Source organism: Streptomyces polygonati (assembly GCF_042650325.1).
GTDB classification, from domain to species: domain Bacteria; phylum Actinomycetota; class Actinomycetes; order Streptomycetales; family Streptomycetaceae; genus Actinacidiphila; species Actinacidiphila polygonati.
Map to the genome: position 1 here is coordinate 290,050 of NZ_JBHSBB010000009.1, position 18,346 is coordinate 308,395.

The window sequence follows — 18,346 nt, forward strand, 5'->3', positions numbered from 1 at the left end:
CCGGTCCAGTGGCGGACCGGGCGGCGACGGACAGTGGCGAGCGGTGACGGGTGGCGGGAGCGGCCCGCGGTCAGCGGCGCTTGCCGGAGGGGCGGCCGCGACCGCCCCGGTTGCCGCGGTTGGTGGGCTGGGTGCGGGCGGTACGGCTGACGCCGGCCGCCGGGCCCTGGCCGCGCTGGCCGACCACACCGGCCGCAGCCGGGGTGCCCTCCTCGTCGCCCGCGAGCTCGTCGCCCAGCGGACCGTCGTCCAGGTCCTCGTCGGGCGCCGGCTCGCCGTTGGCGAGCGCCTGCTTGGCCTTGGCCGCGTCCGAGGCCCGCTTGGCCAGCACCCGCTTGCGCAGGGACTTGATCTGCGGGTCGCGCTCCTTGAGGTCCGCCACGATCGGGGTCGCGATGAAGATCGAGGAGTACGCACCGGCGGCGAGGCCGACGAACAGCGCGAGCGCGATGTCGTTGAGCGTGCCGGCGCCGAGGATGCCGCCGCCGATGAACAGCAGCGCGCCGACCGGCAGCAGCGCCACGACCGTGGTGTTGATCGACCGCACCAGGGTGCTGTTGAGGCTGCGGTTGGCGATGTCGCTGTACGTCCAGCGGTTCTGCTTGGTGATGTCCTTGCTGGCTTCCTTGAGACCGTCGAAGACGACGACGGTGTCGTAGAGCGAGTAACCGAGGATCGTCAGCAGACCGATGACCGTACCCGGACTGACCTCGAAGCCCACGATGGCGTAGACACCGGTGGTGATGGTGAGGTCGTGCAGCAGCGCGACCAGCGCCGCCGCGGCCATCCGCCACTCGAAGGCGATGGCCAGATAGATGACCACCAGCACCAGGAAGATGATCAGGCCTTCCAGGGCCTTGTTGGAGATCTCCTTGCCCCAGCTCGGGCCGACGATCTCCGCGTCGATCGTGGTCGAGGACACCCCCAGGTCCTTGGCGATGGCGTCCTGGATCGTGTGGGACTGCTGGGTGGACACCCCGCCGACCTGGATGCGGACGCTGCCGTTGCCGAGCTTCTGCACGGTCGCGTCGTTGCCGCCGGTGTCGCCGGCGATCTTGTTCTGCACCTCGGTGACGGACATCGACGTCTTGTGGGTGTTGAAGACGGCACCGCCGGAGAACTCGATGCCCTCCTTCAGACCGTTGACGGCCAGGCCGATGATCGCGGTGATCGTGATCAGGATCGAGACCCCGTACCAGATCCGGCGCTTGCCGACGAAGTCGTAACTGATCTCGCCCCGGTGCAGCCGGTGACCGAGATTGCCGAGCTTGGACATCAGGCTTCCTTCGTCTCGGAGCTGGGCATGCGGCGGACACGGCGCAGCGGGGCCTTGACACCGAGGCTCTTCGGGTCGAGGCCGGACCACTTGTGTCCCTGGGCGAAGAACGGCCGCCGGGCCAGGATCGTCATCAGCGGCTTGGTGAACAGGAAGACCACCACGACGTCGAGCACCGTGGTCAGGCCGAGGGTGAAGGCGAAGCCCTGGACCTTGCCGACCGAGACCACGTACAGCACCGCGGCGGCGAGGAAGGACACGAAGTCCGACACCAGGATGGTGCGCCGGGCGCGCGGCCAGCCGCGGGCGACCGCCGGCTGGAGCGAGCGTCCCTCCCGCAACTCGTCCCTTATCCGCTCGAAGAACACGATGAAGGAGTCGGCGGTGATACCGATGGCCACGATGGCGCCGCAGACCGCCGGCAGGTTGAGCGCGAAGCCGATCGCCTGGCCGAGCAGGCACATGATCGTGTAGGTCAGCGCGGCCGAGACCAGGAGGCTGACGATCGCCACCCCGGCCAGGCCGCGGTAGTAGGCGAACATGTAGAGCACCACGAGGGCCAGGCCGACGGCGCCGGCGATCAGGCCGCCGCGCAGCTGCTCACCGCCGAGGGCGGCGGAGACGCTGGTGGTGTCCGAGATGTTGAAGGACAGCGGCAGGGAACCGAACTTCAGCACGTTCGCCAGGTCGTCGGCGCTCTGCTGGGTGAAGCTGCCGGAGATCTGGGCGCTGCCGCCGACCAGGGCCTGGGAGACCGAGGGGGCCGAGATCACATTGCCGTCGAGGTCGATGGCGAACTGGTTGTTCGGCGGCGCCTGCGAGGCGAGGTTACCGGTGACCGTGGTGAACTTGCTGGCGCCGGTGTGGTCGAAGCTGAGGTTGACGACCCAGCCGTTGCCCTGCTGGGTGTCGAAGCCGGAGCTGGCGCTGGAGACGTTCTTGCCGTCGATCAGGGACGGGCCGAGCGCGTACTTGATCCACTGCTTGCCCTGCTGGCCGCAGGCGATGACCGGGTCCTTGGGGTTGTTGACCCCGCTGGCGTTGGCGCGCTGCTCGGCGTTGGTGCAGTCCAGATTGTCCATCTTGGTCTGCAGGGCGGCCGGCAGGGTGGTGTTGGTCGTCGGAGCGGTGGGCGTGGTGGCCGGCGGCGGTGTGTCCGCGGCGCCGGGGGTGGACGCGGGGCTCGTCGGGACCGGCGTGGGGGCCTTCAGCGCGTCACTGAGCGCCCGGCCCTGCGGGGTGGACCCGGACGACGGGGTGGCGGTGGACTTCGACGACGACGTCGAGCCGGAGGGGGTGGCCGAGCCGGAGGGCTTGGGTGTGGCCGTCCCGGAGGGCTTCGGCGTCGCGGCGCCCGAGGGGCTCGGGGCGGGAGCGGGCTTGGTGGGCGTGCCCGCGACCTGCTGGAGCACCTGCCGGAAGTAGAGCTGCGCGGTGGTGCCCACCTGCTTCTCGGCCTGGGCGGCGTTGGTGCCCTTGGGGATGTCCACGATGATCGTGTTCGATCCCTGGGTCTGCACCTCGGCCTCGGAGACGCCCAGCGCGTTGACGCGCTGGTTGATGATGTTCACCGCGGTGTCCATGTTGGCCTTGGTGACCGCGCTGCCCTGGTGGGGCTTGGCGGTCAGCGTGATGCTGACACCGCCGGCGAGGTCGATGCCCAACCGCGGTGTCTTGTGGCCGGAGAGGAAGATCCCTCCGGTCAGCGCCACCAGGGCGATGAGGATCACGGCCAGTGCGCGCCCGGGATACCCCTGGCTCCCCGAGGACCTGCGGCCCTTATTGGCTGCTGCCACCTTCTTGATTCTCCCTGTCCTACCGCCCCCGAGCCTGCGCGCTCAGGGGGTGGCCACGAGTGTTCCGGACCCTACTTGGAGCCGGCGCCGGAGCCGTCCTGCTCCTGCGCCTCCCCGGCCTTGCTCAGCTCGACGGGACCGTCCTCGGCGCCCTTCTTCAGGAGGTCGGGGCGGGCGTCCTCGGAGCCGGACACGGCCTCCGGTGTCGCGTCGTCCTCGACCACCGCGTCGTCGGCGTCGGCGTCCTCGATCTCCTCCGGCTCGATGCCGTGCACGATGCGATTGAACTCACCCTCGCTCAGCACCGTGGCGACGGCGTTCTTGGCGAAGTGGGCGTGCACGCCGTCGGTCAGCTCCAGGAGCACCGTCTCGTCGTTCACTTCCTTGACCACCGCGTAGAGACCGCCGATGGTACGGACGCCCGCGCCCGGCTCCATCTGGTTGCGCATCGCCGAGGCCTGACGCTGCTTGTTCTTCGCCGACCGCGTCATCAGGAACATGACGCCGACGATGAGGATCAAGGGGAGGAGAGTGACAGCATTCACGGTGTGGACGTTCCTTCGCGCGGCCGGTGTGGGGACCGACCTGGATTTCGGGATGTGGGTGCCGATCCGGAGGAAGGGCGTCGGCGGAGTCTAAGCGCTGGCTCGCCGCCTGAACAACGCCAAGCATCGCACCCGGGTTCCTGAATGGGCGAGTCCGGCCGCGGTCACGGTCCGAACAGCCCGGTCTGTCCCGGTCCCGTCCCACCTGTCCCCTGGCTCCCAGGACCGTGGCCGCCGGAACCCTGACCCCCGGGGCCCTGGCCCCCGAAGAGCTGGCCCGCGGCGCCCTGCGGCGGCACCAGACCGAGGTGCGTCCAGGCGGCCCGGGTGGCCACCCGCCCCCGGGGAGTACGGGCCAGCAGGCCCTCGCGGACCAGGAACGGCTCGGCGACCTCTTCCACCGTCTCCCGCTCCTCACCCACCGCGACCGCCAGTGTCGACAGGCCGACCGGGCCGCCGCCGAACAGCTTCAGCAGCGCGTGCAGCACCGCCCGGTCCAGCCGGTCCAGGCCCCTGGCGTCCACCTCGTAGACCTCCAGGGCCTGCCCGGCAATCTCCTGGGTGATCACTCCATCGGCCCTGACCTGGGCGTAGTCGCGGACCCGGCGCAGCAGCCGGTTGGCGATCCGCGGGGTGCCGCGCGAGCGCCCGGCGATCTCCGCGGCGCCCTCCAGGTCCACCTCGACGTCCAGCAGCCCGGCCGAGCGGTGGATCACCCGCTCCAGCTCGGCGGGCGCGTAGAACTCCATGTGGCCGGTGAAGCCGAAGCGGTCGCGCAGCGGCGGCGGCAGCAGTCCGGCCCGGGTGGTGGCCCCGACCAGGGTGAAGGCCGGCAGCTCCAGCGGGATCGCGGTGGCGCCGGGTCCCTTGCCGACGATCACGTCCACCCGGAAGTCCTCCATCGCCATGTACAGCATCTCCTCGGCGGGCCGGGACATCCGGTGGATCTCGTCGAGGAAGAGCACCTCGCCCTCCTGGAGCGAGGACAGGATCGCGGCCAGGTCGCCGGCGTGCTGGATGGCGGGGCCTGAGGTGATCCGGATCGGCGCCCCCATCTCGGCCGCGATGATCATCGACAAGGTGGTCTTGCCCAGGCCGGGGGCGCCGGAGAGCAGCACGTGGTCGGCGGTGCCGCCGCGCTGGCGGGCGGCCTTGAGCACCAGGTCGAGCTGCTGGCGGACCCGCTCCTGCCCGATGAACTCGCCCAGGTCCTTCGGGCGCAGCGCCGCTTCGACCGCCTGGTCGTCGTGGTCGGCGGCGGAGGCGACCAGGCGCTCCGGCTCGGCGGTGGCGTCGTCCCAGTTCATCGTGGTCTCTCGGGTCGGCGGGCGGCCGGGCCGCCACGGGGAGTGGCGGCGCGGTCACCCGGCGGGCGGGGCGGGGGTCCGGGGTGCTCAGCGGGTCCGGTTGAGGGTCTGCAGGGCCGCGCGCAGCAGCGCGCCGACATTGGGCCGGTCGCTGGCCTCGGCCTGCGGGGTGACCGCGGCGACCGCCTCGTCCGCCTCCCGGTTGGCGTAGCCGAGGCCGAGCAGCGCGGCGTGCAGCTGCTCGTGCCAGGAAGCACCCACCGAGCTGCCGATGCCGCGGGCGCCCGCGGGGCCCGTCGGCGCCCCCAGCCGGTCCTTGAGTTCCAGCAGCAGCCGCTGGGCGCCCTTCTTACCGATACCGGGCACCGCCATCAGCGCCTTCTCGTCCCCGGCGGCCACCGCGGTCCGCAGCGCGTCCGGGGCATGCACGGCCAGCATGGTCTGCGCCAGTCTGGGCCCGACCCCGCTGACGGTCTGCAGCAGCTCGAAGACCTGCCGCTCGTCGTCGTCCGCGAAGCCGTACAGCGTCAGCGAGTCCTCGCGGACCACCAGCGAGGTGGCCAGCCGCGCGGGCTGGCCGATCCGCAGCGCGGCCAGTGTGCCGGGCGCGCACTGCACGGCCATGCCGATGCCGCCGACCTCGATGACCGCGGTGTCCGGGGCGAGTGCGGCGACCGGGCCGCTGACGAAGGCGATCACGTGACGGGCTCCTGGGTTCGTGCGGACTTGTGCGCGGCGACGGCCTGCTGGAGGCGGTTGGCGGCGGTGCCGCGCCAGATGTGGCAGATGGCCAGCGCCAGCGCGTCGGCGGCGTCGGCCGGTTTCGGCGGCGCGTCCAGCCGCAGCAGCCGGGTCACCATCGCGCCCACCTGGGCCTTGTCGGCCCGGCCGCTGCCGGTGACGGCGGCCTTGACCTCGCTGGGGGTGTGCAGATGCACCGGCAGGCCGCGGCGGGCCGCGCACAGGATGGCCACCGCGCTGGCCTGGGCGGTGCCCATCACCGTCCGTACGTTGTGCTGGCTGAACACCCGCTCCACGGCGACCACTTCGGGGCGGTATTCGTCCAGCCAGGCTTCGAGGCCCTGCTCGATCAGCACCAGCCGGCGGCCGATCTCGGCGTCCGCCGGGGTGCGCACCACACCGACGCCGACCATGGCCAGGGGGCGGCCCGCGGTGCCGTCCACCACGCCGACCCCGCACCGGGTCAGCCCCGGATCGACGCCGAGTACCCGCATCGCGCCCTCCCCTCCGTACCGTCGTCCGCCCGTGCCCGCCGTTCTCGCAGGCTATCGCCTGGCACCGACAGCGCGGGGCGGGCCGAGCGGGTGTCTTCCTCCCGCTCGGCCCGCCCCGGTACGGCGGGCATGCCCGCCGCTACGCGTCGACCTTCTCCATGACCTCGTCGGAGACATCGAAGTTCGCGAAGACGTTCTGCACGTCGTCGCTGTCCTCCAGCGCGTCGATCAGCTTGAAGATCTTGCGCGCCCCGTCCTCGTCCAACTCGACCTGCATGGTGGGCAGGAAGTTCGCCTCGGCCGAGTCGTAGTCGATCCCGGCCTCCTGGAGGGCCTTGCGGACCGGCACCAGGTCGGTGGCCTCGCTGATCACCTCGTAGGACTCACCGAGGTCGTTGACCTCCTCGGCGCCCGCGTCCAGCACCGCGCCCAGCACGTCGTCCTCACCCAGGCCGCCCTTGGGGACGATGACGACGCCCTTGCGGTTGAACAGGTACGACACCGAGCCCGGGTCGGCCATCGAGCCGCCGTTGCGGGTCATGGCGACCCGGACGTCGGAGGCGGCGCGGTTGCGGTTGTCGGTCAGGCACTCGATGAGGACCGCGACGCCGTTCGGCCCGTAGCCCTCGTACATGATCGTCTGGTAGTCGGCGCCGCCGGCCTCCTGGCCGGACCCGCGCTTGACCGCGCTGTCGATGTTCTTATTGGGCACCGAGCTCTTCTTCGCCTTCTGGATGGCGTCGAAAAGCGTCGGGTTGCCGTCGGGGTCCGCGCCGCCGGTACGGGCGGCAACCTCGATGTTCTTGATCAGCTTCGCGAAGAGCTTGCCGCGCTTGGCATCGATCACGGCCTTCTTGTGCTTGGTCGTAGCCCATTTAGAGTGGCCGGACATCCGACTGTCTCCTTCGCGTCACCCAATGCTGTTCTTCGTCGCGCCGCCGATCCTACCGGGACCGCGTCAGCCCGAGGTGCGCACCATGTCCACGAAGAGTTCATGGACCCGGTGGTCCCCGGTCAGCTCCGGGTGGAACGACGTGGCGAGCACGCGGTCCTGCCGGACGGCGACCACATGGCCCTCGTGCTCGGCCAGCACCTCGGCCCGCGCGCCGACCGACTCCACCCACGGGGCGCGGATGAAAACCCCCTCGACCGGCCCGCCGACGACGCCGCGCACGTCCACGAACGCCTCGAAGGACTCGTTCTGCCGGCCGAAGGCGTTGCGGCGCACGATCATGTCGATGCCGCCGAAGGTCTCCTGGCCGGACCGGGGGTCGAGGATCTTGTCGGCGAGCATGATCAGTCCGGCGCAGGTGCCGTAGACCGGCAGTCCGCCGGAGATGGCGGCGCGCAGCGGCTCGGACAGCCCGAAGAGCGCGGCCAGTTTGGAGATGGTGGTGGACTCGCCGCCGGGGAGCACCAAGCCGTCGATCGCGGCGAGTTCCTCGGGCCGCCGGACCGGCACGGCCGCGGCGTCCGCCGCGGCCAGCGCCGTCAGGTGCTCCCGGACGTCGCCCTGGAGGGCCAGGACACCGATGGTGGGAGTGCGGGTCATGGCGGACTACCAGCCGCGGTTGGCGTAGTGCTCGGCGTCCGGCAGCGTGTCGATGTTGATGCCGACCATGGCCTCGCCGAGGTTGCGGGAGGCGTCCGCGATCACCTTGGGGTCGTCGAAGAAGGTGGTGGCGCGGACGATGGCCGCGGCGCGCTTGGCCGGGTCGCCGGACTTGAAGATGCCCGAGCCGACGAAGACGCCCTCGGCGCCGAGCTGCCGCATCAGGGCGGCGTCGGCGGGAGTGGCCACGCCGCCGGCGGAGAACAGCACGACCGGCAGCTTGCCCAGTTCGGCGACTTCCTTGACCAGTTCGTACGGGGCACGCAGCTCCTTGGCGGCGGCGTACAGCTCGTTGTGGTCCAGGCCGCGCAGCCGGGATATCTCGCCCTTGATCTGGCGCAGGTGGCGCACCGCCTCGACGACATTGCCGGTGCCGGCCTCGCCCTTGGAGCGGATCATCGCCGCGCCCTCGGTGATCCGGCGCAGCGCCTCGCCGAGGTTGGTGGCACCGCAGACGAAGGGGGTGGTGAACGCGAACTTGTCGGCGTGGTTGACCTCGTCGGCGGGGGTGAGCACCTCCGACTCGTCGATGTAGTCGACGCCGAGCGCCTGGAGGACCTGGGCCTCGACGAAATGGCCGATACGGGACTTGGCCATCACCGGGATGGAGACCGCGGCGATGATGCCCTCGATCATGTCGGGGTCCGACATCCGGGCCACCCCGCCGTCCTTGCGGATGTCGGCGGGCACCCGCTCCAGCGCCATGACGGCCACCGCGCCGGCGTCCTCGGCGATCCTGGCCTGGTCAGGGGTGACGACATCCATGATCACGCCGCCCTTGAGCTGTTCGGCCATGCCGCGCTTGACCCGCGCGGTGCCGGTCTCGGGGGTCGTGCTGGTGGACGGTGTGGTGGACACGGTGACCTCACTCCTGGCTGCTCCTGGCTGAAAAAGCCTTTCCTACCATCCTGCGTCCACCGGCCGGGAGCGGAAAGGGCCAATCCGCCGCGAGTGGCTCCCCGGGTGGCTCACAACGCGGTCGCGCCGCCCTCGGTGGTCAGCGCGGCGGGCGGTTCGTCGTCCATTTCGAAGGCCAGCGGGAAGGGGGCGTGGCCCGCCAGGTGGAACCACCGCACCACCCGGTGCCTGCGGACCGCCCGGGCGGCGCGTACCGCGTCGTTGTGGAAGCGCCGGGCCAGCGGCACCCGCCGTACGCCCTGGGTGAGTTCGCCGATGGCCGCGGTGCCGCCGGGCGCCTCCCGTACCTCGGCGACGGCCGCGACCTCCGGGAAGACCGCCCGCAGCGCCTGGCTCAACTCGCTCTCGGCCACTTCGCGTTGCTCGGCGTCCGCCTGCCGGGCCGCGTGCGCGGCTTCGTAGAGCACGATCGAGGCGGCCGGATCGAGTACGCCGGCGGTCGCCAACTCCTGGGCCACCGAGGCGCGTCGCAGCAGCTGCGCGTCCAGGGCGGCCCGGGCCGCGTCGATCCGCGCGTGCAGCCGGTCGAGGCGCCCGGCGGTCCAGCTCAGATACAGGCCGATCGCGATGATCGCCACCGCGACCCAGATGATGGTGCTCACGGGCGGAAGGCTACCCCTGCCCGCGGCGGCGGCCGGGCCCCCGGCGGGCCGGACGGCCGGTCCGGTACCGGGCGGAGGGCGGGCCGGGGCCCGGCGTCGGTCCCGGGCAGCGGGTCGCGGCCCCGCTGTCAGTCCCGGGCCAGGCCGAAGCGCGCCCGGAAGCTGGTGCGCTCGTCGGTCACCACGCGGGCCACGCCGTCGGTGACCGTTTCGTACACCGCGAGGATGTCGCCGCCGACCACCGACCAGTCGAAGCGGCGCACATGCGCCCGGCCCCGCCCGCTCAGCTCGGCGCGGCGGACCGGGTCGCCGAGCAGCCGCACCGCCGCCTCGGCGAGCGCGTCGGCGTCCTCGTTGGCGAACAGCTCACCGGCCGCGCCCTGGTCGAGGACCTGGGCGAAGGCGTCGAGGTCGCTGGCGAGCACCGGCGCTCCCGCCGACATCGCCTCGACCAGGATGATCCCGAAGCTCTCGCCGCCCAGGTTGGGCGCCACATACAGGTCAACGCTGCGCAGCAGCCGCGCCTTGTCCTCGTCGCTGACCATGCCGAGGAACTCCACCCGGTCCCGGGCCCGCGCGGGCAGCGACGCCACCGCCTCCTCGGTGTCGCCCCGGCCGGCCACCAGCAGCCGGACCCCGGGACGGCTGGCAAGGATCTTCGGCAGCGCCTTCATCAGCACCGGCAGGCCTTTGCGCGGCTCGTCGATCCGCCCTATGAAGCCGATCGTGTCGCCCTGCCACTCCGCGCGCGGCTCGGCGCGGGCGAAGAAGTCCACGTCGACCCCGTTGGGGATGACCACCGCGTCGCCGCCGAGGTGCTCCACCAGCGTGCGCCGGGCGTACTCGCTGACCGCGATCCGGGCCCGGATCTTCTCCAGCGCGGCCTGCAGGATCGGGTACGCGGCGATCATCGCCCGCGAGCGCGGGTTGGAGGTGTGGAAGGTGGCCACGATCGGGCCCCGCGCGGCCCAGCAGGCGAGCAGGCCGAGCGACGGCGAGGTCGGCTCGTGGATGTGCACGACCTCGAAGTTCCCGTCGTGCAGCCAGCGCCGGACCCGCGCGGCGGACAGGAAGCCGAAGTTGAGCCGGGCCACCGAGCCGTTGTACGGCACCGGTACGGCCCGTCCGGCCGAGACCGCGTAGGGCGGCAGCGGTGTCTCGTCGTCGGCGGGGGCGAGCACCGAGACCTCGTGCCCGAGGCCGATCAGATGCTCGGCGAGATCGCGGATGTGGAACTGGACGCCGCCGGGGACATCCCAGGAGTACGGGCAGACGATCCCGATCCTCAACGGTTCTCCGATCCGGGGCGGTGGGAGGGGCGGTCGGAGGAGCGGTCTGACGCGGGGTCGGCTGCGGGGTCGGGGGAACGGCCGCTGCCGCTGCCCGGGTCCGCCCCCTCGGGGTCCACCGGGGTGGCCACCGGCGGCGCGGCCCCGCCGGCCGCGGGCGGGCGGGGGGTGAGGTCGGCGAGCCACAGGCGCTGCAGCATGTGCCAGTCCTGCGGGTGCTCGGCGATCCCGGAGGCGTACGCGTCGGCCAGCGCCTGCGTCATCACCCGGTTGCGGTGCGCGCGGTCGCCGCCGTCCGGCACCGGCACCGGCGGATGGACCCGGCCGCGCATGACGGGGGTCTCGTCGTACCAGAGGGTGACCGGGAGCAGCAGCGCGCCGGTCTGCTGGGCGAGCATGGCCGGGCCGGCCGGCATCCGGGTCCGCTCGCCGAAGAAGTCCACCTCGACGCCGCCGGCCGACAGGTCCCGGTCGGCCACCAGGCAGACCAGGCCGCCGGCCCGCAGCCGCCGGGCGAGGGTGCCGAAGGCGGCGCCGCCGGTGTGCGGCAGCACCTCCATGCCCAGGCCCTCGCGGTAGGCGACGAACCGGTCGTAGAGCGTCTCCGGCTTGAGCCGCTCGGCGACGGTGGTGAAGGGCGTCTCCAGCTTGGTGGTGACCCAGGCGCCGGCCAGGTCGTAGTTCCCCATGTGCGGCAGCGCGAGTATCACCCCGCGTCCGGCGGCCAGCCCGTCGGTCAGATAGCGGACGTCGAGGGGGTCGAAGCCGGCCCGGATACGGTCCTTGCTCCAGGTCGGCAGCCGGAAGGACTCCATCCAGTAGCGCAGGTACGAGCGCATGCCCTGCCTGCTCAGCTCCCGCAGCTCCTCGAGGGTCGCGTCCGGCACCACGCGCGCCAGATTCGCCTCCAGCCGCTGGACGCCCTTGCCGCGCCGCCGCCACGCCAGGTCGGCGGCGCGGCGGCCGAACGCCCGGGCGGCCGGCTCGGGGAGCGTCTTGACGGCGCTCCAGCCGAGTCCGTAAAGGCCGTCGGTGAGGCGTTCCTCCAACTGGCGTTCCCGCACGCGCCGCTCCCCCGGTCCGCGTTCCCTCACACGCCGCTCCCGTGGTCCGCGGTCTCACGGGCCAGCGCGGCGTCCGCCTCGGCGGACTCCCGGCGGACCGTGACCACCCGCTGGACCAGGGTGACGGCGCTGCCCACCGCGACGACCCACAGCGCGACCGGCAGCAGCCACTGGATGCCGGGCACCCCGAACGTCCGGTGGAAGCCGGACAGTCCGCACAGCACGAGGGTGATCACCAGCCGCTCGGAGCGCTCCACCAGACCGTTGACGTTCACCGGCAGGCCGATCGCCTCGCCGCGCGCCTTGGTGTAGGAGACCACCTGGCCGCTGGCGAGGCAGAAGATGGACACCGCGCACAGCACCTGGTCGTCGCCGTGGCCCGCGTACCACAGGGCCAGGCCGCCGAAGACGGCCGCGTCGGCGAGCCGGTCCAGGGTGGAGTCCAGGAAGGCGCCCCAGCGGCTGGAGCGGCCCATCTGGCGGGCCATGTTGCCGTCGACCAGGTCGGAGAAGACGAACAGGGTGATCACCACGGTGCCCCAGAAGAACTGGCCCCTGGGGTAGAAGGCCAGCGCGCCCGCGACGACTCCCGCGGTACCGAGCAGGGTCACCGTGTCCGGGCTGACCCCCCTGCGGATGAGAAACGCGGCGAACGGCGTGAGAACACGCGTGAAGAACGCACGCGCGTACTTGTTCAGCATGGCCTTCCCGACGGGTCGGTGGATCGGAACGAACGGCGACGCACCCCGCCGGGGGATGACGAAAGGCGACGGCGGGCGGCGACGGACGACGAGGTGGAGCGGTGGGACGACGAGCACAGCGGTGGAGCGTGGCGACCTGGCCGGCCGCCGGATGGCCCATCGTAGCCAGCCCCCGGTCGCCGAACACCTGTGGCACCGCCTCCACCGCTCCCCGCCCGTGTACGGACGGGCCGCGGCGGGGACGGGAGGGTCGAAAGACCCCCGTGCGACGACGGCCCGGGCGGTCCCGGCCGGTCGGTGGTCCGCGCCGGCGTTCCCGGGATCGGGATCGGCCGCCGCGCGGTGCACCTGCGCCCGCTCTCTCCCCCCTCCCCCCCGGCACCGGACGGTTCAGCGGGCACTACACCCGCCACGAGCCCCATGCCCGCGGGGCTCGCCGCGAAGCCGCGACAGGAGGAGACCCGGCGGGCGGGGTGAACGGCCGAAAATACGTCAGCCCCTGGCGGGATACGCCCCAACTCGGCGCCTCCGCACGGCAGATCGGCATCCTCCACCGGCCAATCGGCGGCTCGCGGCCACCTCGCGGGCCGCCGCGCCGCTAATGTGGTGGGTGCTCCGAACGTGTGATGTGACGGTCTGTGGGGAATGGGCCGGTCGGAAGCACTGTAGGAATGCTGGCAGGCAGTGGGCGGAATCGGACCGGCTGGGGGCCGCGGTGACGAACGGGTTCGACTTCAGCCCGGGGGCGCAGGTCCCGCTGACGGGCATGGACGGCGGCACCGCCGCCACCCAGGCGCTCGCCTCGGCGGCGTATCGGGACTCCCCCGTCGAGGCCCTGGTGGGCATCAACGACGGCGCGGCCGTCTCGGCGCCCCGCATGTCGCTGTTCCAGCCCAATCTCGGCGAGGCGTGGGCGCACGCGGTCCAGACCCGGATGCTCGGCGCCTCGCGCAACGAGCTCGTCCAGTCCTTCGGTGTGGAGCCCCAGTCGGTCGTCGAGCACTGCCTGGCCGCCAACCGCATCCGCAAAGAGCGTGACGACCGGCTGTCGGTCCTGATGATCGTCTTCGGCGTCCTCTTCCTGCCGGGCGTCCTGGTGTGGCTGGGCGCCTTCCAGCTGCGCAAGACGCTGTCGGCGCTCAGCGGCAAGCGCAAGGGCGCCGGCGCCTTCGGCGGCATCGTGCTCGCCGTCGCGGTCGGCTTCGCCGTGCTGCTGGCCATCCGGCCGCCCTTCACCGGCTTCTGGCACGAGTACTTCCGGGTGGTGATGATCGCCCCCGTCATCGGCTGGTACTGGTCCAAGCGGATCTGCGAGCGCACCGCCAAGGATCTGCGCGACCGCTGGGACGGCCTGGTCAAGGGCAGCGGCGTCGGCGCCAAGATCCCCCAGGCGGTCCCCCGCAATCCCGACCAGATCCGCGCCGAGTCGCTGCGGCAGAGCCTGGCCAAGCTGTCCGCCGAGCAGAACAGCAACGTGGTCTTCTACGCCGGCCCCAAGGGCATACTCGGCATGGGCAGCCGCTGGGGCTCCTGGCACATGGCCGAGGAGCTCGTCCCCCGCGAGGGCCTGGCCGAGATCCACCCGTTCCGCAGCTGGGACGTGATCCGCGCCATCCACGACCGGCTGCGGATGCTCGAACGCGGTCCGCTGCACACCGGCGGCTTCCCCAAGGCCTCGATACGCCACTGGGTCGTGGTGCCGACCGGCGCGGGCGCCGGCAAGATCTCCCGCCCCAGCGGCTCGGAGGTCGAGGGCTACTCCGTCAAGGACTTCGAGATCCAGCGGATATGCAACGAGCAGCAGTTCGGCAAGGGCAGCCGCCACTACCTGGGCATCCAGTTCGTGCTCTGGGACGGCAATCTGGTCATCACCCTCATGGTCACGGTCACCGTCCTGGCCCACACCCTGCGGGTCGAGGTCACCGGGCACGCCCTCGGGCCGATCGACGGCCTGTTCACCTCCGGGCCGCCGGCCAAGGAGAAGACCATCACCAAGCCGGTGAAGTTCTGGGAGACCAAGACCGTATCGCTGCCGCTGATCGACACCGGTGAGGTCGTACGCCTGGCCGCCCGCGCGCCGCTGACCCGCTTCCCCGGGATCCTGAACTACCTCGGCGGCTCCCTGAAGCTGCCCGAGCCCTTCGGACTGCGCCACACCTGGGCCGACAAGCCCTGGCAGCACCGCTTCATGGCCGACGACGCGCTGCGCGCCGCCACCCCGGTCCTGCGGGCCGTGCACGGGGCCGCGATCCACGTCATGCAGGAGAACGGCGTGGACACCTCACAGTTCACCAACCGCTCGATGGTCCTGGGCGGCATGGTCCAGGGCGTGGAGCCGCGGAAGGCCGACGCCTACGACGCGTAGGGCTGCCCGCCCGGGGTGCGCGATCCGGGTGCGCCCCGTCGTGGCTGGTCGCGCGGTTCCCCGCGCCCCTGGGTGGTGAGCCTTGGTCGCGAAGGCCGGTCACATCAGGGGCGCGGGGAACCGCGCGACCGGCCCGCCACCGGTGGAAGATCCGGCGACGACCGCGAGTCGCTGGGCCGACGGCTACTCCGGCCAGGCGTCAGCCAAGATCTTGCGGGTGTCCGCCAGCAGCTGCGGCAGCACCTTCGTGTGCCCCACCACCGGCATGAAGTTCATGTCCCCGCCCCAGCGCGGCACCACGTGCTGGTGCAGATGCGAGGCGATCCCGGCCCCCGCCACCGCGCCCTGATTCATCCCGATGTTGAAGCCGTGCGCCCCCGACGCCGCCCGCAGCGCCGTCATCGCGTGCTTCGTCAGCTCGGCCAGCTCCACCGTCTCGGCCGTGTCCAGCTCGGTGTAGTCGGCGACGTGCCGGTACGGCACCACCATCAGGTGCCCGCTGTTGTACGGGTACAGATTGAGCACCGCGTACACCTGCGCGCCGCGGTGGATGACCAGGCCGTCCTCGTCCGACTTCGCCGGGATCGCGCAGAACGGACAACCGTCGCCGGCGCCCGGGCCGGTGGGCTTGTTCTCACCCTGGATGTACGCCAACCGGTGCGGGGTCCACAGCCGCTGGAAGGCGTCCGGCTCCCCCACCCCGTTCTGGTGTTCCGGCTCACTCGTCATGCCGAGAAGCATAGGACTTCACCCCACGGAAGCGTGTCGGCGGGCCCCGCGCGGGAAGCTGCGACGATCCTGACCGGATGGACGCCGACAGCCGCCTGTCCCGGTGGATCGCCCGGACCGAGATCCCGCTGTTCGTGGCCTCGCTGGTCTTCCTCGGCTCCTACACCGTGCACGTCCTGGCCCGGGGCCTGCCGGACGGCTGGCGCGCCTTCTGGCTGGCCGTCATCTTCGCCACCTGGGCGCTGTTCGTCCTCGACTACGTGGTCCGCTGGCGGCTCGGCGGCCACCCGCTGCGCCCGTCCTATCTGCGCCACCATCTGCTGGACACGGTGGTGGTGGCGCTGCCGCTGCTGCGTCCGCTGCGGATGGTCCGGCTCTACGACGCCGTCCAGGCCCGGCTGGACCGGCCGCTGCTGAGCCTCTACAGCCGGGTCATCGCCTACGCGGGCGTCAGCGCCGTCCTGCTGGGCTTCGCGGGCGCGCTCGCTGTCTACCAGCTGGAGCGCGATGCCCCCGGCTCCACCATCCGCACCTTCGGCGACTCGGTCTGGTGGGCGTGCTCGACGCTGTCCACGGTCGGCTTCGGCGATGTCACCCCGGTCACCGCGGGCGGCCGCACCATCGCGAGCTTCATGATGTTCGGCGGCCTCGCGCTGCTGGGCGCCGTCACCGGTGCGTTCTCCTCCTGGCTGATCCAGATCTTCACCCGCGACGACGAACGGCCCCCGGCGCGCTGAGCGAGCAGCGAGCCGGGGGCCGCGGGGACCTGGCCGGGCTCAGACCTGGACCCGGCGCTCCACCACGTCGACGAGCTTGGCCAGCGCCGCGTCACGGGCGATGCCGTTCTCCTGGGTGCCGTCCCGGTAGCGGAAGGAGACCGTGCCGCCGGTCATGTCCTCGTCGCCCACGATGATCATGAACGGCACCTTCTGCTTCTGGTGGTTCCTGATCTTCTTCTGCATCCGGTCCGAGGACGCGTCCACCTCGACCCGCAGCCCCTTGCGCTTCGCCTCGGCGGCGAACTCCTGGAGGTAGGGCACATGCGCGTCGCCGACCGGGATGCCGACCGCCTGGACCGGGGCCAGCCACGCCGGGAAGGCGCCCGCGTAGTGCTCCAGCAGCACCGCGAAGAAGCGCTCGATGGAGCCGAACAGCGCCCGGTGGATCATCACCGGCTGCTGCCGTGAGCCTTCGGCCGCGGTGTATTCGAGGTGGAAGCGGGCCGGCTGCTGGAAGTCGACCTGGATCGTGGACATCTGCCAGGTGCGCCCGATGGCGTCCTTGGCCTGCACCGAGATCTTCGGACCGTAGAAGGCCGCGCCGCCCGGGTCCATGACGAGTTCGAGGCCCTGCTTGCCGGCCGCCTGGCGCAGCTGCTCGGTGGCCTCCGCCCATTCCTCGGCCGAGCCGATGAACTTGTCGGAGTCGCCGCGGGTGGACAGCTCCAGGTAGAAGTCGTTCAGCCCGTAGTCCCGCAGCAGGTTCAGCACGAAGGTGAGCAGCGAGTCCAGCTCGTCGGGCACCTGCTCCTTGGTGCAGTAGATGTGCGAGTCGTCCTGGGTGAAGCCGCGGGCCCGGGTCAGGCCGTGCACCACGCCGGACTTCTCGAAGCGGTAGACCGTGCCGAACTCGAACAGCCGCAGCGGCAGCTCGCGGTAGGAGCGGCCGCGCGCGTCGAAGATCAGATTGTGCATCGGGCAGTTCATGGCTTTGAGGTAGTAGTCCTGCCCCTCGAACTCCATGGGGGGGAACATGCCCTCGGCGTAGTGCGGCAGGTGGCCGGAGGTCTCGAAGAGCTTGGCCTTGCTGATGTGCGGGGTGTTGACGAACTCGTAGCCGGCCTCTTCGTGGCGCATCCGCGAGTAGGCCTCCATCTCCTTGCGGATCACCCCGCCCTTGGGGTGGAAGACCGCCAGGCCGGAGCCCAGCTCGTCCGGGAAGGAGAACAGGTCCAGCTCGGCGCCGAGCTTGCGGTGGTCGCGCTTCTCGGCCTCGGCCAGGAACTCCAGGTGGGCCTTGAGCTCGTCCCTGGTCGGCCAGGCGGTGCCGTAGATCCGCTGGAGCTGCGGGTTCTTCTCGCTGCCGCGCCAGTAGGCGGCGGCGTTCCGCATCAGCTTGAAGGCCGGGATGGCGCGTGTGGTGGGCAGGTGCGGGCCGCGGCAGAGGTCCTTCCAGCACAGGTCGCCGGTCTTCGGGTCGAGGTTGTCGTAGATGGTCAGCTCGCCGCCGCCCACCTCGATGTCCGCGCCGTCCTCGGAGCCGGCCGATGAGCCCTTGATGCCGATGAGCTCCAGCTTGTACGGCTCGGCGGCGAGCTCCTCGCGGGCGTCGTCGTCGGTCACCACCCGGCGGGCGAAGCGCTGCCCCTGCTTCTGGATCTCCTGCATGCGCTTCTCGATGGCCTTGAGGTCCTCGGGGGTGAACGGCTTCTCGACGTCGAAGTCGTAGTAGAAGCCGTCCTTGATCGGCGGGCCGATGCCGAGCCTGGCGTCCGGGAAGATGTCCTGGACGGCCTGGGCCATCACGTGCGCGGTGGAGTGCCGCAGGATGTTGAGGCCGTCCTGGCTGGTGATCTCCACCGGCTCGACCTCGTCGCCGTCGGCGATCTCGTACGCGAGGTCCTTCAGCGCGCCGGCGATCCGGGCGGCGATCACGGAGCGCTCGCCCTGGAACAGTTCGGCGGCGGTCGTGCCCGTCGTGACCACTCGCTCTTCCGGTTCGGCGGAATCGCGTTTGATGATCACACGGAGGTCTGACACCGGTCTGCTCCTGACATGGGTGATACGTGACGGGTGACGGACGGCCGCGACGGCCGCCGTACCTTCGAATCGTACCGAGCCCGGCAAGTCATATGTGTCGGCAGTGCGTCCGGCGCAGCGGGCCGGGGCCCCGGGTGGGCGGGGCCCC

Annotated in this window: 17 protein-coding genes; 2 read left to right on the top strand and 15 right to left on the bottom strand. The window is 71.5% G+C overall.

What is annotated here, in order from left to right:
- Window positions 1–70: 70 nt before the first annotated feature.
- From secF to pgsA, 13 genes are all read right to left on the bottom strand, one after another.
- Window positions 71–1,276, bottom strand: a complete 1,206-nt coding sequence (gene secF, locus ACFO3J_RS11420) for a protein translocase subunit SecF (RefSeq protein WP_386428771.1) — start codon at window positions 1,274–1,276, stop codon at window positions 71–73.
- Entirely contained in the window at window positions 1,276–3,072 is a 1,797-nt protein-coding gene (secD, locus tag ACFO3J_RS11425) for a protein translocase subunit SecD (protein WP_386428772.1), read from the bottom strand. The genes secF and secD overlap by 1 nt, the downstream gene beginning before the upstream one ends.
- A 71-nt stretch (window positions 3,073–3,143) precedes the next feature.
- Window positions 3,144–3,617 (bottom strand): preprotein translocase subunit YajC, encoded by a 474-nt coding sequence (gene yajC / locus ACFO3J_RS11430; RefSeq protein ID WP_386428773.1) that lies wholly within the window; start codon window positions 3,615–3,617, stop codon window positions 3,144–3,146.
- Between the two features lie 164 nt (window positions 3,618–3,781).
- Window positions 3,782–4,924: a Holliday junction branch migration DNA helicase RuvB gene (gene ruvB, locus ACFO3J_RS11435; protein WP_386428775.1), complete on the bottom strand. Its 1,143-nt coding sequence runs from the start codon at window positions 4,922–4,924 to the stop codon at window positions 3,782–3,784.
- Window positions 4,925–5,011: 87 nt separating this feature from the next.
- The gene (gene ruvA / locus ACFO3J_RS11440) at window positions 5,012–5,623 is read right to left on the bottom strand and encodes a Holliday junction branch migration protein RuvA (RefSeq protein WP_386428777.1); all 612 of its coding nucleotides are present in this window, start codon (window positions 5,621–5,623) and stop codon (window positions 5,012–5,014) included.
- Window positions 5,620–6,159: a crossover junction endodeoxyribonuclease RuvC gene (gene ruvC, locus ACFO3J_RS11445; RefSeq protein WP_386428779.1), complete on the bottom strand. Its 540-nt coding sequence runs from the start codon at window positions 6,157–6,159 to the stop codon at window positions 5,620–5,622. Before ruvC ends, ruvA begins: the two co-directional genes overlap by 4 nt.
- A gap of 139 nt (window positions 6,160–6,298) precedes the next feature.
- Window positions 6,299–7,051 (bottom strand): YebC/PmpR family DNA-binding transcriptional regulator, encoded by a 753-nt coding sequence (locus ACFO3J_RS11450; protein WP_386428781.1) that lies wholly within the window; start codon window positions 7,049–7,051, stop codon window positions 6,299–6,301.
- 66 nt (window positions 7,052–7,117) lie between these two features.
- Window positions 7,118–7,711 carry a pyridoxal 5'-phosphate synthase glutaminase subunit PdxT gene (gene pdxT / locus ACFO3J_RS11455; RefSeq protein ID WP_386428782.1) on the bottom strand — a complete coding sequence of 198 codons (594 nt, stop codon included), beginning with the start codon at window positions 7,709–7,711 and terminating at the stop codon, window positions 7,118–7,120.
- Between the two features lie 6 nt (window positions 7,712–7,717).
- Entirely contained in the window at window positions 7,718–8,629 is a 912-nt protein-coding gene (pdxS, locus tag ACFO3J_RS11460; RefSeq protein ID WP_386428784.1) for a pyridoxal 5'-phosphate synthase lyase subunit PdxS, read from the bottom strand.
- Window positions 8,630–8,739: 110 nt separating this feature from the next.
- Window positions 8,740–9,291 (bottom strand): hypothetical protein, encoded by a 552-nt coding sequence (locus tag ACFO3J_RS11465; RefSeq protein WP_386428786.1) that lies wholly within the window; start codon window positions 9,289–9,291, stop codon window positions 8,740–8,742.
- Between the two features lie 128 nt (window positions 9,292–9,419).
- Entirely contained in the window at window positions 9,420–10,580 is a 1,161-nt protein-coding gene (locus ACFO3J_RS11470) for a glycosyltransferase family 4 protein (RefSeq protein WP_386428788.1), read from the bottom strand.
- Window positions 10,577–11,629 carry a phosphatidylinositol mannoside acyltransferase gene (locus tag ACFO3J_RS11475; RefSeq protein ID WP_386429198.1) on the bottom strand — a complete coding sequence of 351 codons (1,053 nt, stop codon included), beginning with the start codon at window positions 11,627–11,629 and terminating at the stop codon, window positions 10,577–10,579. Before ACFO3J_RS11475 ends, ACFO3J_RS11470 begins: the two co-directional genes overlap by 4 nt.
- 41 nt (window positions 11,630–11,670) lie before the next feature.
- Window positions 11,671–12,345, bottom strand: a complete 675-nt coding sequence (pgsA, locus tag ACFO3J_RS11480) for a phosphatidylinositol phosphate synthase (RefSeq protein ID WP_386428790.1) — start codon at window positions 12,343–12,345, stop codon at window positions 11,671–11,673.
- Window positions 12,346–13,060: 715 nt separating this feature from the next.
- On the opposite strand from pgsA, the gene ACFO3J_RS11485 reads away from it, so the two are divergent.
- Entirely contained in the window at window positions 13,061–14,710 is a 1,650-nt protein-coding gene (locus ACFO3J_RS11485) for a hypothetical protein (protein ID WP_386428792.1), read from the top strand.
- Window positions 14,711–14,893: 183 nt separating this feature from the next.
- Here the strand turns inward: ACFO3J_RS11485 and ACFO3J_RS11490 are convergent, their stop codons facing one another.
- Window positions 14,894–15,451 (bottom strand): HIT family protein, encoded by a 558-nt coding sequence (locus ACFO3J_RS11490; protein WP_386428794.1) that lies wholly within the window; start codon window positions 15,449–15,451, stop codon window positions 14,894–14,896.
- A 65-nt stretch (window positions 15,452–15,516) separates the two neighbouring features.
- On the opposite strand from ACFO3J_RS11490, the gene ACFO3J_RS11495 reads away from it, so the two are divergent.
- Window positions 15,517–16,176 (top strand): potassium channel family protein, encoded by a 660-nt coding sequence (locus ACFO3J_RS11495; protein ID WP_386428795.1) that lies wholly within the window; start codon window positions 15,517–15,519, stop codon window positions 16,174–16,176.
- A 39-nt stretch (window positions 16,177–16,215) separates the two neighbouring features.
- Here ACFO3J_RS11495 and thrS read toward each other — a convergent pair whose 3' ends face one another.
- Window positions 16,216–18,198, bottom strand: a complete 1,983-nt coding sequence (gene thrS, locus ACFO3J_RS11500) for a threonine--tRNA ligase (RefSeq protein WP_386428796.1) — start codon at window positions 18,196–18,198, stop codon at window positions 16,216–16,218.
- Between the last annotated feature and the right edge of the window lie 148 nt (window positions 18,199–18,346).

Coding starts and splice junctions, on each gene's coding strand:
- ruvC (WP_386428779.1), bottom strand. CDS start 6,159: ATGCGGGTACTCGGCGTCGATCCGGGGCTGACCCGGTGCGGGGTCGGC.
- pdxT (WP_386428782.1), bottom strand. CDS start 7,711: ATGACCCGCACTCCCACCATCGGTGTCCTGGCCCTCCAGGGCGACGTC.
- ACFO3J_RS11490 (WP_386428794.1), bottom strand. CDS start 15,451: ATGCTTCTCGGCATGACGAGTGAGCCGGAACACCAGAACGGGGTGGGG.
- ACFO3J_RS11450 (WP_386428781.1), bottom strand. CDS start 7,051: ATGTCCGGCCACTCTAAATGGGCTACGACCAAGCACAAGAAGGCCGTG.
- secF (WP_386428771.1), bottom strand. CDS start 1,276: ATGTCCAAGCTCGGCAATCTCGGTCACCGGCTGCACCGGGGCGAGATC.
- pgsA (WP_386428790.1), bottom strand. CDS start 12,345: ATGCTGAACAAGTACGCGCGTGCGTTCTTCACGCGTGTTCTCACGCCG.
- ACFO3J_RS11495 (WP_386428795.1), top strand. CDS start 15,517: ATGGACGCCGACAGCCGCCTGTCCCGGTGGATCGCCCGGACCGAGATC.
- ruvB (WP_386428775.1), bottom strand. CDS start 4,924: ATGAACTGGGACGACGCCACCGCCGAGCCGGAGCGCCTGGTCGCCTCC.